The sequence below is a fragment of the Sphingobium olei genome (assembly GCF_042678845.1).
Taxonomy (GTDB): Bacteria; Pseudomonadota; Alphaproteobacteria; order Sphingomonadales; family Sphingomonadaceae; genus Sphingobium; species Sphingobium olei.
This window is the reverse complement of the sequence record NZ_JBHTLS010000092.1, coordinates 1-14,005: the sequence shown is the minus strand read 5'-3', so window position 1 is coordinate 14,005 and position 14,005 is coordinate 1. Positions and strand designations below refer to the sequence as shown.

The window sequence follows — 14,005 nt, the reverse complement described above, 5'->3', positions numbered from 1 at the left end:
TCTCGAACACCGTGTCCGAGCCACCTCCTCCTTCCCCACTCCCCTCCTCGGCCGTTCGGCCGAGCAGGCGCGCAAGCGCCCATCCGAGCGCCGCAAAAGCGGCCTCGGGACGAAACGCGTTGGGCGCGTGTGTTAGTTTATCGAGCCGAAGAGACGCCTCTTGGCCGCTGCCTGATGCAGGCCGTCCTTGACGCCGACCGTGGCGTTATGTCCGCCGCGAGATCGGCAGCCAGCCTCTCGGGAATGTCGGCATAGGCTTCGACCACCCTGATGGCGATCTCGGGGCTGGGCAGCTCGCCCGGCTGGGTGCCAAGCCAGATCGTCGCCTCGCCTTCTTCGGGTTCCTCATCGGTCCGCGTGAATATCTGGGCGAAGAAGGTCTGAAGGGGTCTGTCCCAGCCAACCACCGCCTTGATGACCCCATTCCCCGGTCTCGGTTTCAGTTCGTAGCGGCTCATGTCTGGCTCCGACGAATGCGATGATCGACGTGGCGGGCCGCACCCTCGGCGCTGCGCAGCGCCTTGCGGACCGCGGCGGCGGCGCGCGGGGCGCCGCTCTGGGCCAGAAGGTGGCGCGCGCTGCAAAGCTGGTCAACCGCCTCCCGCACGGCGTCGCGGTCGGCAGGCCCCGCGGCTCTGATGGGTCGCATGGGATTGGTCCCTTCGAGATTGATCAGGATGGCGGCGACCCCGGGACGGGCTCGATGCGGACATCGATGGCGTTCCGGCCGATGATGGCCGAGAACTGGCGCCCTTCGGGAACGAACCATTGGGCGCGGTAGGCGATGATCGCCCGGAGCCGCTCCACCAGCGCCGCGTCGTCTCCGAGCAACAGGCGGGTGGCTATTTCTCTGGCATCGAGCAGGAAGCGATCGTTCTGCGTCTCCCAACTGTCGGCCTCGCGATCGTCGCTCGCGCAGAAGCATGAAGCCTCGAGCAGGTCGACCAGCTCGTCCGGGGATACCGCGTCGCGCGCCGCGAGAAGGACGTTCGCTTCCTCGAAGCCCCAATGATGCGCCTCGTCATACTCGATTACGACGGGAGCCGCGACGGTCAGCGTCTCGCTTCTGGCGCCCCCGATCTCGACCACGAGATCGAGGCGGTCGACTGTCCCGCTTTCGAGTCCGGAGAGGGTCTCGCTGTCGAACAGATGGGTGGCGGCGTCGCGTTGGATCGCGAATTTGAGCGCCGTGATCCGGGGGAGTGCATCGTACCAGCCATATCCCGCCATCGCGTCGTCCGGATCGGCGAGGGAGCCTTCGAGGCGGCCGTCGCGGGCGAGCGCGAATGCCGCGCATTGTTCGAGCGGCGCGCCGAAATTCTCCATCAGGACGAGTTTGTCCGCCGGGATCAGGCCGGAACCCTCGCGTCCGCTGTTGAGATCGGCCGTCGCCGGGGCCCAGCCTCGCAGGAGCGCCGTCGCCTCGGGGAGATCGATGCCGAGATTCCGGGCCTCGGTCCAATGGGCGAAGGACAGGCGGTGGCTACCGAGCGACGCGATGTGGCGGAAGATGGTCTTGCGGACCAAGTCGCGGAGCGCCTCGAGTGCGCCGTTCTCCACCATTTCCTTGCGGGCTGGGAGGACAAGCTGCAGCGCAGGGGCATCGATGATGTCGATCCGCACCCACCAGCTGCGATCCTTCTCGTCGATCGATGGCAAGATGCAGGGAACGGTGAGGCCGTGGAAGTTGATGCATGGCTGACAGTGGGCGCCGCGTGTTCCGTTATAGACGCCGATGCGCACGCCGTCGGTCTCAACGGTGACCAGGGCGTCGGCCAGCCAGTCCAATTGGGCAAGCGCCGCGCCCTTGAAGCGGATCGGCGTCGGACAATAGCGCGCGGCCGCGTTCGCGCTGGCCTCCAGGGATTTCGCCCACTCATCCTCGAGTGGGAGACGGATCTCGGTGCCGAAGCGATGATCGCAGCGATAAACCGGGATAGGACCGGCCGTTTCCCAGTCGCCGGGCGCGATCGAGATCCGCCAGGCGTCTCCGCCGGCGCGCGGACGGGACCGGATTTCGACATGGCGCCCGGCAAGGCTGAACACGCCCATGCCGGCAGGGTCTTCGCGGGCCGCGATATCCTCATCCCATCCCGAGCGCCCGAGCGCGAGAATAACCGCGGGATCGGCGATCCCCGCGCCGTCGTCGGCGATGACGAGCCACTGCCGATCCTCGGCTTCGGCGACTTCGAGATCGACGGCCGTCGCGCCGGCCCGGCGTGCATTCTGGATAAGCCCGGTCAGTATGGAACCGAGCGTATTATTGAACAGGCGCGTCACCTTGGTGATCGCTGCGGGATCGACCTGGCTGTGGACGACGGTGGGAAGCGGCATCGGGGTCTCCTCGGCAAGAGCGAATGGCCCCCTCCCCGCCCTTCTCTCCTTTCGCTCGGGGCTGCGCGTCCACGGGCGGCGGTGGCGCGGCTGTCAGGCGCAGCGGCGCTCCTTCTCGGCCGGCGTCTCGATGTGGACATAGCGTTTGCCGGCCCGGCGGCGCTTGCGGATGCGACCATCGACGAAGGCCTCGGCCCAGCGGCCGGCTTCGTCGACGCGGGCGGCGATGGCGCATTCGTCGGCCTGTTTGAAGAGGGAATAGGCCAGCGCGTATTGCGCGCGCTCCGGCAGGCCGAGCAGTGTCGCGGTGATCGGCAGGGCGCTCTCGTAGAATTCGAGGATATGGCGGCCCCCGCCGTGGTGCATCAGGATGGCAAGGAGGCCCTTGTTTCCGGGACCGGTCGGCCGCGCGATCTGGATGTCATGCGACCCGTAGGTTACCCCGACCTGGGACGCCCCGCCCTCGCCGCGATGGAAGACGCGGTCCTCGCGGTTCGCCAGGGGATGGGCGAGAACCTCATAGCCCTCGAAGCTATCGACGCGGCGGATGCGGTTATGTCCGATGACGGTCATGACAAGATCTCCTCATGCCCCGGGCGCAGGCCATCGGGGTTGGATGGGCACGGAAAGTGGTGGAGTGGCCGGCGGGGCTTCAGTCGCCCCGCGGCAAAGGAATCGGGACGGCTTGGCCACTGGCGAGGTTGATGAAAGCGCCGGCGTGCCCGATCGACCCGCGGCCGAGAAGGTCGAACAGCAGTGCGAGCGCGTGGCTCGCCAGCACCCGGTTGACGAACAGGGACTGACGTTCGAGCGCCTCGGCGACCGAGCAGGACGGGGCATCGTCCTCGGCCAGGGTTTCGTCGGCCAGCTCGGGGAAGGCCTCGAGGACGGTTGGCGGGCGCGCCTTGACGTTGCCCTTCGGACGGCATGGGCAACCGATCAGATATTGTCCGTCGCTGGCGCGATTGCCGAGGTCCATCCAATAGGTCGGCACGACCCTGCCGTCGCTAAGCGCCGCGCCGAGCGCCCGGCGTGCCGAAGCAGTGTCGACGCACGTGATGAGGATGTCGGTCCCCTCCATGTCAACAGCATCGGGCGCTCGGCCATGAACGGCTTTCCAGGTGAGGCCGTGGGCAAGGTTGATCCGCTCCGTGAGCGTTCGCGCCTTGGAACTGCCGAGATCGCAGCGATAGAAGGGCTGGCGGCCGAGATTGGCCTCGGTCACGATGTCGTCGTCGACCACGGTGACCGCGAGCGACCGCGAGGAGATCGCGCGCAGAGCCGTGTCGAGCGAGGCAAGGCCCATCAGCATCTGGGCGCCGTTTCCACCGCATCCCACGAGGAGGATCCGGATCCCGCGATTGTCGAAGGTGGCGGGAAGAAAGTGGCGCTGGGGCTTGTCAGGCTGCATGGGGGATCTCCCGAAAATGGGCTGCGCGGCACGGGCAGGAACATGCCTCCGGCGCAGAGCCGGGCGGCCATGACCGGACCCGTCGGGTCGTCGAGCCGGCCGACGACGAGTGAAATTTTGGTGGCGTGGGCATCGTCAGCATCGTCGGTCGCGCTGAAATAGGCTGGACCGCGCCCGTGACTGTGCATGTCGCAGACGACATGCCAGCCAGGCTCGCATGCCGGGGGGCGGTAGACGAGGCGCGTCGGCGTCGCTTCATCGATCTGCGGAAAATGCACGGCGAATTCGGCCGTCGCCTCGTTCCACAGAATGAATGCGGCTGCCTCGTTGGGCAGGGCCGCGCGGAAATGGTCAAGGACGGCCGCGAGATGTTCGCCCGGGACCCGGCCGCAGCGCAATTCGGCCTTGGGGTCGCCTATGCTGCCGTAAGGGAGATGGGCGGCGAATGGCGGCGACAGAGGCGCATCAAGCGCCAGCCAGGGTCGGCGCAGAATGAGCATCGCGCCATCGTTTCCCACGGCAACTCCGTGTCCGGCCCGACTGCTGCGAAGCGCATCGAGCCCTGGCGATCGGCCCATGGACGGAACAGGATAGCAGGGGACGGCGTCAAGCAGCGCGGCCGCGGTCGGATCGTCGGCGAGAATGGTCATCTTGCCGTGGCCGCTGCAACCAGTCGGCCGACCGTGATGGCGTCGGCCGTTGGGCGAGCCTGTCGCTGACGCGCGGCGGGATGGAAGGGCTTGAGGCGCCGGACCGGGAAACGGCTGGCGGCGCGCGCGGCGAGATCGTCCCAGAGCCGGACGAGGCCGCCTTTGCCGGTGACGGTCCACTCCTGTCCGGGATTGGGGTGCGTCGACCAGGAATCGAACACGGCCCGCTCGAATTCCGGGATGGCGGCAACGCCGAGGGTCTTCGGCCTCGGGATATTGCCCCAGCAGAGCCCTCCTTCGATGAAGACGTTGAGAATGGGCGAATGCAGCACCGGCGTGTCCGCCGCCGGGCGCTCGCTGGCCGGAAGCGCGTAGACCCCGAGCCCCGTGCGCGTGGCAATGAACAGATGCGCGGGATAGGGCACGGCAACCGTCGTGCGCCGCGCCAGCGCTCGAAGACCGTCGGGCGGCGAGGACAGCGCGAAATAGGCGGGGCGAACCTGTGCCGGCGTCCACCAGGCGAGAACATCGGGATGGGAGACCAGGACGGTGTCGGGCAATATCTCGGGGATCGCCGTGCCGCCCAGCGCCTCGGCCCACTGGCGCAGCTGCGCGCGCGACAAGGGAATGCCCGCGGCGATCGTGGGGCGGCCGTCTCCATCGTGTTCGACGGCGTGCATGCTGGCGAACGCCACCATATCGTTCCTGAGCGCGCCATAGGCGTTTGGGGTCCGGGACGTTCCGGCCTGATAGAGCAGAATGGCGTTGGTCAGGGCGAGACCGCCGCCGGTGGCTTCGAAGTGGCTGCTGTGATCGGACATGAGGGCCTCACGGATTGGATGGGTCGAGACGGACGAGATCCTGGGCGGCGAGCAGAAACTGGACGCCGAGCCTGAGGCTCGCGAACCAGTCGTCGATCCGGCTGACCTCGGGCAACGGGCAGAGGCCGCAGAAATCCATGAAGCCCATTTCCATGCCGTGGCGCGCGACATCGTCGAGTTCGCGCGCGAATTCCTCGAAGGGAACGAGTGTCAGCGGCGGCAGGGACGAGCATTCCTCGATGCCCGGCACATATTCGTAGAGGGTGTCGCTATGGAAGTGCCAGGCGTTGCGCTCCGAGGCGAGGCGTTCGAGCGCCTTGTGCGCGTCGCGAAGCCGGCGCAGCGCGCGTGCCAGGGCCTTCGGGAGGCATGCGGGCTTCGCTGCGTTGGTGCCGATCATCCACTCGGGTCGGCGGGCGTTCATTTCCGAGGGGAGCGTCTGTTCTTCGATCTCTTCGGCACTGAGACCCTGATAGGCGGCCAAGCTCCGGCGCGCGCTCTCGTCGTCGATCTCGCCGTCCCAATAATACATCGAGATTTCCTCGAAGAGGTCCTGGTAGTCGAAGACCGGAAGGGCGGTGCCGAGCGTCTCACCGAGGGCCGCATAGGCGGCGGCGCGCCAGGGGATGGGTGCGTCGCCGGTTTCGATCCAGCCAAGATCCAGCTGACCCAGGCTCTCGCAGACAAGGGCGATTGCGGGCGGATTGTCGTCTTCGCCGACGAGGACGGCGACCCGCAGATCGACAAGCTCGATCGGCGCCAGGATTTCGAGAACCGCCGCATTGAAGACCTGCTCGATGCGCTTGCGGGCGCCAACGCGCGTGTACCGCCTGGGCGCCCCTTCCCGCGCCGCCACCCAGCGGCCCATCAGCTTGTGATGATTGCTGAGCGGCTGATCGAACGTGGCGGGGATGTCGGGGGAAAGCGCGACCGACCGCCCCGCGAGATCAGCCGAGGGGAGCGAGCCTGAGCCCGGCGGGGGGCTGAAGCGGCTCCGGCGCTTCGCCTTTGTGGTTGGCGGGGTCGAGGGGGATCCGCGCGTGGAGGGCCTGGGCCTGGGCGCTGCAGGGAGGCTGGGGGAAGCCGGTCGTGTTGCCATCGTCGTGCTCGATCCATTCAAGGAACGTCTTGCGCGGTGCGGCCGGAATGGCCGCGCTCTTGGAGGGCGGCATGATTCAGCCCTTGGTGCCGACGGCGCGCCGATATTCGATGAGGTGGGCGGTGCCCGACACGCCGGCATCGACGATCTCGGCGTTGAGGATCGCCGGGAAGAGCGTCGCATGGTAGGCGCGCAACGCCGCCGGTTCGTCAGCGAGATGCGGCGGGACCGGCAGGTCGATGCCGTCGTATCGGTAAGTCCGGGTCAGGAGGTTGATCTGCATGATGGGCCTCTCGAATTGAGATGTTGGGCAAATTGATGATGGTCAGTCCCAGAGGCTGGCCGGTTCGTCCGCCTTGGCATCGGCTGGCGGAGCGGCGGGGTTCGGAGCTTTTGTGGGACTGGCGGGCGCGGGCGTCTTCGGCGTCGCCGCCTTGGCCTTCGCGGCTTCTGCCGCGGCGGTACGTGCGGCTTCGGCAGCCTGGCGCTGCTCGGCGAGCTGGTCGCCGAGCGTCTTGCGGGCGGCGATGAGCTGGCCGAGCGCACCGTCTTCGCCCTTGGCGAGTTCGGCATCGATTTCCGCGGCGCTGGCGGTGAGCGAGATCGGGCGGGTCTCGCCGGCCTCGAGCTTGTGCACGGCGCCTTCCTGCCTGCGGGGGATCACGGTCAGGGTGACGGTATCGTCCGGGCCGGCGACGAGATCGAAGCCGAGCGAGTAGCGCGCGAGCAGCGGGAGCAGGTTGGTAATCAGCATGTGAGCGCTTCCTTGTCTGTGTGAGCGTTCGGGGGGATCAGGCGGCGAGTTCCGTGATCGCGGCTTCGGGCGGCGGTGCGACGTTCAACGGCGGCGGTCCGTATTGGCCGTCGAGCGTCATCGAACTGGGGAGGCGTCCGGCCCAGTCGAAGCCGGGCCGGTTGAGCATGCCGGCGATGAGGTCGGCCTTCTTGGCGGTGAGGAGCTTGGCGAAGCCCTTTTCGCCCATGTGCGCGACGAGGCCGCATTCCCGGGCGATGAACTCGAGTTCATCCTTGGTGTATCGCTCCAGGAAGGCCTTATCGACCTGCCAGACGTCGCGCAGGTCGACCGCGAAGGCCCGGGCAAGGTCGGCGACATGCGCGAAGGTGAGCACGTCCTTGGCATAGGCGGCGCCGACGGCGGAGAGCACATTGGCCGCTTGCGGCTCTGAAAGAGCGCGGATTTCCGCGATCTTGTCGCCATAGGGCAAGTCCGGGAAGGTGGCGCCGACCAGGATGCCGGCACGCGCCTTCAGCGTCTCGGCCTTGATCTGGGGAAGCGTGCCCGACATGGCGGCGACGAGAATGGCGGTATGGGCATGGACGGGATCGGCCGCGAGGGCCCGGGCGACGGCGGTGCGCCACTTCGCCTCGCGCAGGTCGCTGGTACGGCCGGCGATCGATTTGACCGTGACGGTCGGCTTGTGCGCGGCGGAGCCGCCGCTCGCCGAAGGGAGCGGGGTCTGCGGCGCCGGCGCGCGCGGTTCGGTGCGGTCAACCGGCGAGGCATCGGTTTCGGTCTCGGTGTCGTCGAGACCGTCATCATCATTGTCATCGCGCTCATCACCCTGCGGATCGTCGGTGGAAGGCGGAGCTGCAGCCCGTGCCGCTTTTTCGGCGCGCTCCTGCTCCTCGAAGCGGATCGCCTCGGCGGTCTGGGTCTTCAGTTCGAAGCATCCGGGATTGGTGCAGTGCCCGTCGTCGACATGCGTCTCGAACAGGGTTCGCTGGGAGGCCGAATTGAACGGGCAGGTGGTGCACTCGGTCTTGTCGAAGCAGGCGGCGGCGAGGTTCTGCGTCACCCGCATAAGCAATTCGCGCGTCGTGCCGACATCCAGCCCGGCGGCGAGGATGGTCTCGAGGGCCTTGTCCTGCTTGTCGCCGGGGACCGCCGCGAGCAGTTCGGCATGGCCGACCTTGATCCGGCGTTCGTCGAGCGCGAGCTTCACTGCGTCGGAGAGTTCGGCGAGCGCCAGGCGCCGGTCGAGCTTGCTCCGCGACCAGCCGAGCCGGCGGGCGGCCTCCGCGCGATCGTTCTGGCATGCCGCGAGATAGCGGACGGCGGCGTCCGCCTGTTCGGTTTCCGACGGATCGTCGCGGTCGTCATTCTCGGCGATCGCGGCGTCCAGCGCCTCCTGGTCCGTCATCTCGCGGATGATGACAGGCACTTCGCCATCGGGGCCGTATGCTTCCAGACCGGCGCGGTAGCGGCGCTCGCCGGCGACGATCGCATAGACCTCGCCCTTGGGGCGCACCAGGATGGGCTGCAGGATGCCGCGCAGGCGGATCGAGGCCACAAGCTCGTCATGCTTCTTGCGGTCGAAATAGCGGCGCGGATTGTCCCCCTTGGTGATGAGGGAGAGCGGCAGCGTGGCGCGGATCGGTTCGGCAGGGGTCAAGGCTGGTCTCCTCGGGGATTGGGGAAGGCAGGGTCCATCGAGCCCGCGCGCTCTCGGTCGGCGAGCCTGAAGCTCGCCCTCCCCCTCCCCTCTCGCTGCCCGAAGGGCCGGCGAGCCGGTGCGCTGATTTTCAAAGGGAAAGGGGTTCAGGGCGCTCGTCGGCGCTCAGTAGTCCTCGGCGAGCATCACGGTGAGGACGCGCCGCGTGATCGATGCGTCCGCCGGATCGTCGGAGCCGAACTCGAGCGCCATGTCATAATAATCGATCTTGAAGAGGATCCTCTGCCCCTGCAGGTCAAAGGCGCCGAAATCGCGCTCGGGTCCGTCGCCGGGCTTGAACGAATAGCGGCGGACCGCGGCGAGCAACTCGGCGTGGGCGAGGATCTCGGCGATGCCCTCGCCCTCGCCGGAAAGCCGGGCAAGGCAATTGCGCGTGACCATGATACGGGCATTGGCATCGAGGCCCTGCCGGCAGCGATCGTTCAGACGGGCGATGCGTTCGGTGGCGGTTATAGTCATGCGGCCTCCAGCAAGCCGGCGTTGAAGGTCTCGAGCCACTCCGCCATTGCCGGTCGTTCGGGGAGCGGGACATGCGCGGCGACGTCCTGAAAGCGGATGAGGTCGGCGGGCGCATCGCGGATGATCGCGTCGATGTCGGCGGCGGGGAGCAGCTCCTCGGCGCGGATGAAGTCGGTCATTCGGCCGGGCCTGGTCGAGGTCGAACGGCGCCACAGGCCTTCGACGGTGCGCAGGCGCGGGGCCGCGCGGGCTTCGACCAGGACGATGAGCCGAAGGCACCAGGCCGGTAGTGCCCGAACCTCTTCCGGTTTCATGGCGCCGCAGATGAAGCAGCTCGACTTGGGCGGCACAGGGAGGCCGGCGGCCTCGATGCGCGCGATGCAGGCGGCGCGGTCCCATTTCCATTCGCGAAGCGGGTATCGGCACTCGAAGAGATCATGCTCGATCGCGGACGCATGGGCATGGCGCAGGGTGTCCGCCGGCGAAGCATCGTAGCCGATCAGGCGGATGACTTTCTGGCCGCGCGCCCAGGCCGCCTTCGCGGGCTCCCACTGTTTCAGGAACGCATCCTGGGGCGCCACCTTCCATTTGAGAGAACATTAGGTCTGGATCGACCTGTCTTATTGGCTCCACAAAGCCCGTATTTCCGCCATTCCCGCTCCTCCTCCCCTTCCAAGACGCCCGATTAGGGCGTGACCGCCTTCAAGCAGCGGTAGGATCGGGCGCTTCGGCGCTGGTACGGATCGGAACGGGCCGGCGTATCCGATCGAGTTCCTGCACAAGTTGCGCGTTACGGCGTTCGAGCCGCTCCGCGCGCTGCTCGGCTTCGACAGCCCGTTTCAGCAGGCTGGCATTATGTGTCGCGAGGGCGATGTTCTTGGCTATCGCGTCATGAAGAGTGGCGCGTGTGCGATCGGCCTCGCCGGCCGCCGTTTCAGAGGCGCCCTCACGTTGCAATTGAAGCTCGCGCAGGGCGTCGAGAACGCCGGCATGGTGCGTGTAGATGATGTTGCGGCCGACCCCGGCTGCTCGTGCGAGACCGGCGACCGTTAGCGTGGCGGACGGGTCTTTGGCGAGGACGCCAAGGGCTTCGCGCAGGCGGGCATCGGTGTTTGCACGGCGACGGGCCTGCGGGGTGGATGGGTCAGATTCAGACGTCACCGGCATTTCCTTCGTCGAGCTGGTCGAGAATACGGCGAGATTCATGGATGCGGGCTTCGGCAAGTGCTCGGCTCTCGCCATCGAGGTCATCGCGCTGGATCAATGCGGTGTTCCGTTCAAGGCGCGCTTCCCAGACCGGCCTATGCCGATCGGTCACGGCGAAGTTGGCGCAAGTCGAGCAGGTGCTTTGTGTGCGAAGCACCGGGTTCGGCTCGCGCTCGCCGCCAAGGCAGGCGGATGTCTCCCGGCGGTAGAGGCAATAGCCCCAGTCGCACACGCCGAGGCGCATATCCGTTTCGGCGAGGATCTCGGTGATATAGCCATCGACGTCGCCCGACCGCGTGCGGCCGCGGAACGGCGATCGCTCGGAGAGCATCACGCCAGCCTTCCCGGCGACGTTCGGCGCCAGGAGCAGGTCTTCCAGCGCCTTGCGAGTTTCTTCGGCGGCCTGGTCGTCGATCAGCTCGGCAAGCTCGAAGTCTGTGCCGACATAGGCCCGGTCGGTCATCGCGCGGTGGACATGGCCGAGGTGGCGTTGCAGCGCCGTCAGACCGGTGCGATCGCGCCGTCCGATGAACCGCGAGAACGTCTTGCGGCCCTGATAGGTGGTTAGGCGCCAGGTGCCGCCTTGGTGGTCCGGCAAGGCAAGGAACGGCATAAGTCGCTCGTTCAAGCGGGTATTGACCATTGGTGATCTCAGTCGGGCGACGGGCATCATCGTGGGAAGCGGCGATCGTCCTCGGCCGAGCTGGTGGAGCCAGAGGTTCCTCTTCCCGCTAAGTTCGCGAAGCGGAGCGGAGAGACGTTCGAGGATGTGGATCGCCCGCTGGACCGGCTCGGGCGCGAGCCAGCGATGGATGTCCCCATGTTCCGTCAGCGACGTCTTCGTAATCGTGCCGACCAGATAGACGTGTTCCTCGCTGTTTCGATCGGCCGCGCGCCGTTCGAGGCAACCGTCCTCAAGCCTGAGTATTTCGGAGGCTCTCGCGCCAACGAGATAGGCGATGACGACGAAGCAGGCGTCGCCAAGGCGATCCAGCATGAACGTCAGGCGGCGCAGCGGCCATTCCGGATTCGGATACAGATCCGCGTAGGGGCATGGCTCGGCCAACATGGCGCGTCTGATATGCCAGTGGAGCCTTCGCCCATGGTGCTGTGGTCGGAACTGCTCATACAGATCTTCGAGACGGTCGCGCAGCGCGAGTATCTGGTCTGCTGGGTCACCGAGCAGTTCCATAGCACCGCTGATGAGAGGCACGGCGATCTCGTCTGGCGTATAGGGATGGTGGCCATAAGGCTTCCAGTGTCGCTTCCCGACCGACACGGCGCGAGGCGGTGCCGCCAGCGGCGCGTCGTCCAGCTTGTCGCGCTGCATGTGGAAGGTGCGGATCGTGCCAAGATAGCCTTCGGCGGTGCTGAGGGAAAGCACCGCGCCGTTCCTGCCGGGACGAGCGCGCAACATGGCCACGAACCGGTCGACGGCGTCTTGATCGAGATCCCTGAAGCATCGGACGTTCTCGGCTGCCATCCATCGAACGAGGAAGCGGGTGTGACTGAAGTGGCCATCGACCGTTTCCTTGCGAAGCGGCATCCGCCCTTCGGGTGGATCGGCCCGCAGCGAGAGCAGGAACAGTTCGGCGGCGTGCCGGAGCGGCGTCCACTGATCGTCACCGAACCGGCTCCCGTCCGGCATTTCGAAGCCCCAGTTGAACGTCGTGGCGGCGGGGACGCCTTCGTTCCCGAGCAATGGCGCCGGAAGCTGGGTAGGCGTGGATGTCGGGACGGAGGCCATGAGGCTATTCCAGGTCCGGCAGCGGCGGCAGGGCGGGCATGAGCCGTTCCGCGTCCGGCATCATCTCGGGTGGGAACGCCGGCAGCAGGTCTTGTGTCAGCACCTGAAGGCTGGGCGCATAGAAGAGGCTGAACCGGATCGGGTCGATGCGCTTCCGCGCCGCTTCAAGATGCATGGTGGCCTGGACGATACGCGCCAGATGATCCGGGTCGATCGGGACGATCAGGCCCGGACAGGCAAGGCGACCTCCCAGTTTCGGGCACACGCGGCCAGGCCGTGCGTGCCCGCCGTCGATCGGACGAAGGCAGTCGTGGCCGAACAGCGCCGTCACCCGGACGCTGGTATTCGGCCCTTGATGTTGTGAGTCATGGGAGGGCGTCTCGCCAGTGACCCATGTTATCATCAGCGACTGAAGCCGAGCGATTGTATCGCGTTCGAGGCGGCGGACGGCCTCGCCATCGACATAGATATCGGTGGTGGCGACATTCGCATGATTGAGGACCGCCTTGGCCGCCATGATATCGCCCTGCGACGCTGTGTAGTGGGCGCTTGCCATGCTGCTGCGGAACAGCTTGGGCGAGAAGTCTGGAAGCAGGGAACGGGACTTGCCGGGATGCGCATCGTTCCAGGAGGCGATCGCGCCATTGTGCCGCTCGTAGAAGCGCAGCATTGCCGATCGCAACGTGGCCTGCACGATATGACCGGCGTGATGCTCGCGCTCGAGGCGCCCTGTCGTCATGAGGAAGCGGTGCAGGAACAGCCGGTCGCGTTTGGACGGCTCCACATGCGGCAAGAGGGGTGCCGTCATCGCAAGGAGCTTTTCGATCAGGCGCGGCGCCGCATAGAGTCGGCGATTGTCGAACGAGCGCCGTTGCATGCGCTTCACCTTACCGCCGGCGCGGGGTTTCACCCACTCGACCATGACGCGATGCCGCTCGAGCGGATGCGGCACGAGGCAGTCCCGCTTGATCTGGCGCAGCGGACCGGCATTGGCCGCCGTCTGGATCAGCAGCACGATATAGAACGCAACCAGCGTGTCGGTCGTGAGGTGGAGATAACCCTCGAGCTCGCGGAACCCGCCTACCTCGGCGATCCTCTGCCGATCAGGCTTGTTAAGGTCCAAGCCTCGGTCGGTCGGAAGGATGCCGTGGCCAAGGCGGTGGAGCTTCCAGATCCAGCGATCACGTTCGGCGGTCCGGCCGCCATGAAGGAGCACATTGGGAAGACCAACTATAGCTTGCCCGTGCTGGAACTTGTCCCACGCAGTGTCGATCTCGGCATAGCAGACTGCCAGCAGGGCGCGCATTGCGGCAGGTGTCAGCCGGTCTTGCGGTAGCCTCTGGACGCCGGCGAGCGGGATCGCATTGTTGGGAACGGCGAAGCCCGGTGCGAACAAGCCTGGATTGTCCGCGATCGCGCGCTTGAGGACCGGCCGGATCATACCGAGCTGACCGGATTGTGAGCGGACGCCGCGCCTGCGCCCGTTGGTGGGCATCGCCAGCCAGGTGATGAACCGGCGGATCGTTGCCGTGTCGAGGTCTGCCGCGCGCCTGACACGCGCGTCTTCGCGCAGGAACCTCCCGAACACGCGCAGCGCGAACCAGTGCGCGGTGCGGGTCGCGGGGCTGGATGCTACATCATGATCGCGGAAAGCCCGGGCGATGGCGGCGCTGATATCTGAGGTGGTCCCGCCTTTTTGGACAGTTTGGCGGCGAAGTTAAGCTCATCCCTGTTGTGATTATGCCGCCAGTTTGGTCATCAGATCATGGGGGGCATGCCCCTCATGATCTGTTTTGTCGATCCG

16 protein-coding genes and 1 pseudogene are annotated in these 14,005 nt (G+C 66.7%); all 17 read right to left on the bottom strand.

The genetic code is table 11. From position 1 onward, the window contains the following. Positions 1-137: 137 nt before the first annotated feature. Positions 138-458, bottom strand: a complete 321-nt coding sequence (locus ACFQ24_RS05525; RefSeq protein WP_380909578.1) for a hypothetical protein — start codon at positions 456-458, stop codon at positions 138-140. Next, entirely contained in the window at positions 455-649 is a 195-nt protein-coding gene (locus tag ACFQ24_RS05520) for a hypothetical protein (RefSeq protein ID WP_380909576.1), read from the bottom strand. The genes ACFQ24_RS05525 and ACFQ24_RS05520 overlap by 4 nt, the downstream gene beginning before the upstream one ends. 23 nt (positions 650-672) lie before the next feature. Beyond that, positions 673-2,334: an ATP-binding protein gene (locus ACFQ24_RS05515; protein ID WP_380909574.1), complete on the bottom strand. Its 1,662-nt coding sequence runs from the start codon at positions 2,332-2,334 to the stop codon at positions 673-675. Positions 2,335-2,427: 93 nt separating this feature from the next. Continuing rightward, entirely contained in the window at positions 2,428-2,907 is a 480-nt protein-coding gene (locus ACFQ24_RS05510) for a hypothetical protein (RefSeq protein ID WP_380909572.1), read from the bottom strand. A 79-nt stretch (positions 2,908-2,986) separates the two neighbouring features. Beyond that, complete coding sequence (locus tag ACFQ24_RS05505) at positions 2,987-3,745, bottom strand: PRTRC system ThiF family protein (RefSeq protein ID WP_380909570.1); 759 nt, start codon at positions 3,743-3,745, stop codon at positions 2,987-2,989. Then, complete coding sequence (locus ACFQ24_RS05500) at positions 3,640-4,395, bottom strand: PRTRC system protein A (RefSeq protein ID WP_380909568.1); 756 nt, start codon at positions 4,393-4,395, stop codon at positions 3,640-3,642. The genes ACFQ24_RS05505 and ACFQ24_RS05500 overlap by 106 nt, the downstream gene beginning before the upstream one ends. Next, positions 4,392-5,216, bottom strand: a complete 825-nt coding sequence (locus tag ACFQ24_RS05495; RefSeq protein WP_380909566.1) for a PRTRC system protein B — start codon at positions 5,214-5,216, stop codon at positions 4,392-4,394. Before ACFQ24_RS05495 ends, ACFQ24_RS05500 begins: the two co-directional genes overlap by 4 nt. 7 nt (positions 5,217-5,223) lie before the next feature. Further along, a complete protein-coding gene (locus ACFQ24_RS05490; protein ID WP_380909564.1) occupies positions 5,224-6,084 on the bottom strand; it encodes a hypothetical protein in 861 nt (286 codons plus the stop codon). A 79-nt stretch (positions 6,085-6,163) separates the two neighbouring features. Further along, the gene (locus tag ACFQ24_RS05485) at positions 6,164-6,388 is read right to left on the bottom strand and encodes a hypothetical protein (protein ID WP_380909562.1); all 225 of its coding nucleotides are present in this window, start codon (positions 6,386-6,388) and stop codon (positions 6,164-6,166) included. A gap of 3 nt (positions 6,389-6,391) precedes the next feature. Further along, a complete protein-coding gene (locus tag ACFQ24_RS05480) occupies positions 6,392-6,598 on the bottom strand; it encodes a PRTRC system protein C (protein WP_380909560.1) in 207 nt (68 codons plus the stop codon). Between the two features lie 42 nt (positions 6,599-6,640). Next, on the bottom strand, positions 6,641-7,069 hold the full coding sequence (locus ACFQ24_RS05475) for a PRTRC system protein E (RefSeq protein WP_380909558.1): 429 nt from the start codon (positions 7,067-7,069) through the stop codon (positions 6,641-6,643). A gap of 37 nt (positions 7,070-7,106) precedes the next feature. After that, the gene (locus ACFQ24_RS05470) at positions 7,107-8,729 is read right to left on the bottom strand and encodes a PRTRC system ParB family protein (RefSeq protein ID WP_380909556.1); all 1,623 of its coding nucleotides are present in this window, start codon (positions 8,727-8,729) and stop codon (positions 7,107-7,109) included. 165 nt (positions 8,730-8,894) lie between these two features. Further along, a complete protein-coding gene (locus ACFQ24_RS05465) occupies positions 8,895-9,248 on the bottom strand; it encodes a DUF3768 domain-containing protein (RefSeq protein WP_380909554.1) in 354 nt (117 codons plus the stop codon). After that, a pseudogene (locus ACFQ24_RS05460) lies at positions 9,245-9,847 on the bottom strand (hypothetical protein); the annotation flags it as partial. The gene ACFQ24_RS05465 and the pseudogene ACFQ24_RS05460, both read right to left, overlap by 4 nt. A 103-nt stretch (positions 9,848-9,950) precedes the next feature. Next, positions 9,951-10,415, bottom strand: a complete 465-nt coding sequence (locus ACFQ24_RS05455; RefSeq protein WP_380909580.1) for a hypothetical protein — start codon at positions 10,413-10,415, stop codon at positions 9,951-9,953. After that, the gene (locus ACFQ24_RS05450; protein WP_380909552.1) at positions 10,399-12,201 is read right to left on the bottom strand and encodes an integrase; all 1,803 of its coding nucleotides are present in this window, start codon (positions 12,199-12,201) and stop codon (positions 10,399-10,401) included. The genes ACFQ24_RS05455 and ACFQ24_RS05450 overlap by 17 nt, the downstream gene beginning before the upstream one ends. Positions 12,202-12,205: 4 nt before the next feature. Beyond that, the gene (locus ACFQ24_RS05445) at positions 12,206-13,789 is read right to left on the bottom strand and encodes a site-specific integrase (protein ID WP_380909550.1); all 1,584 of its coding nucleotides are present in this window, start codon (positions 13,787-13,789) and stop codon (positions 12,206-12,208) included. Positions 13,790-14,005 lie beyond the last annotated feature (216 nt).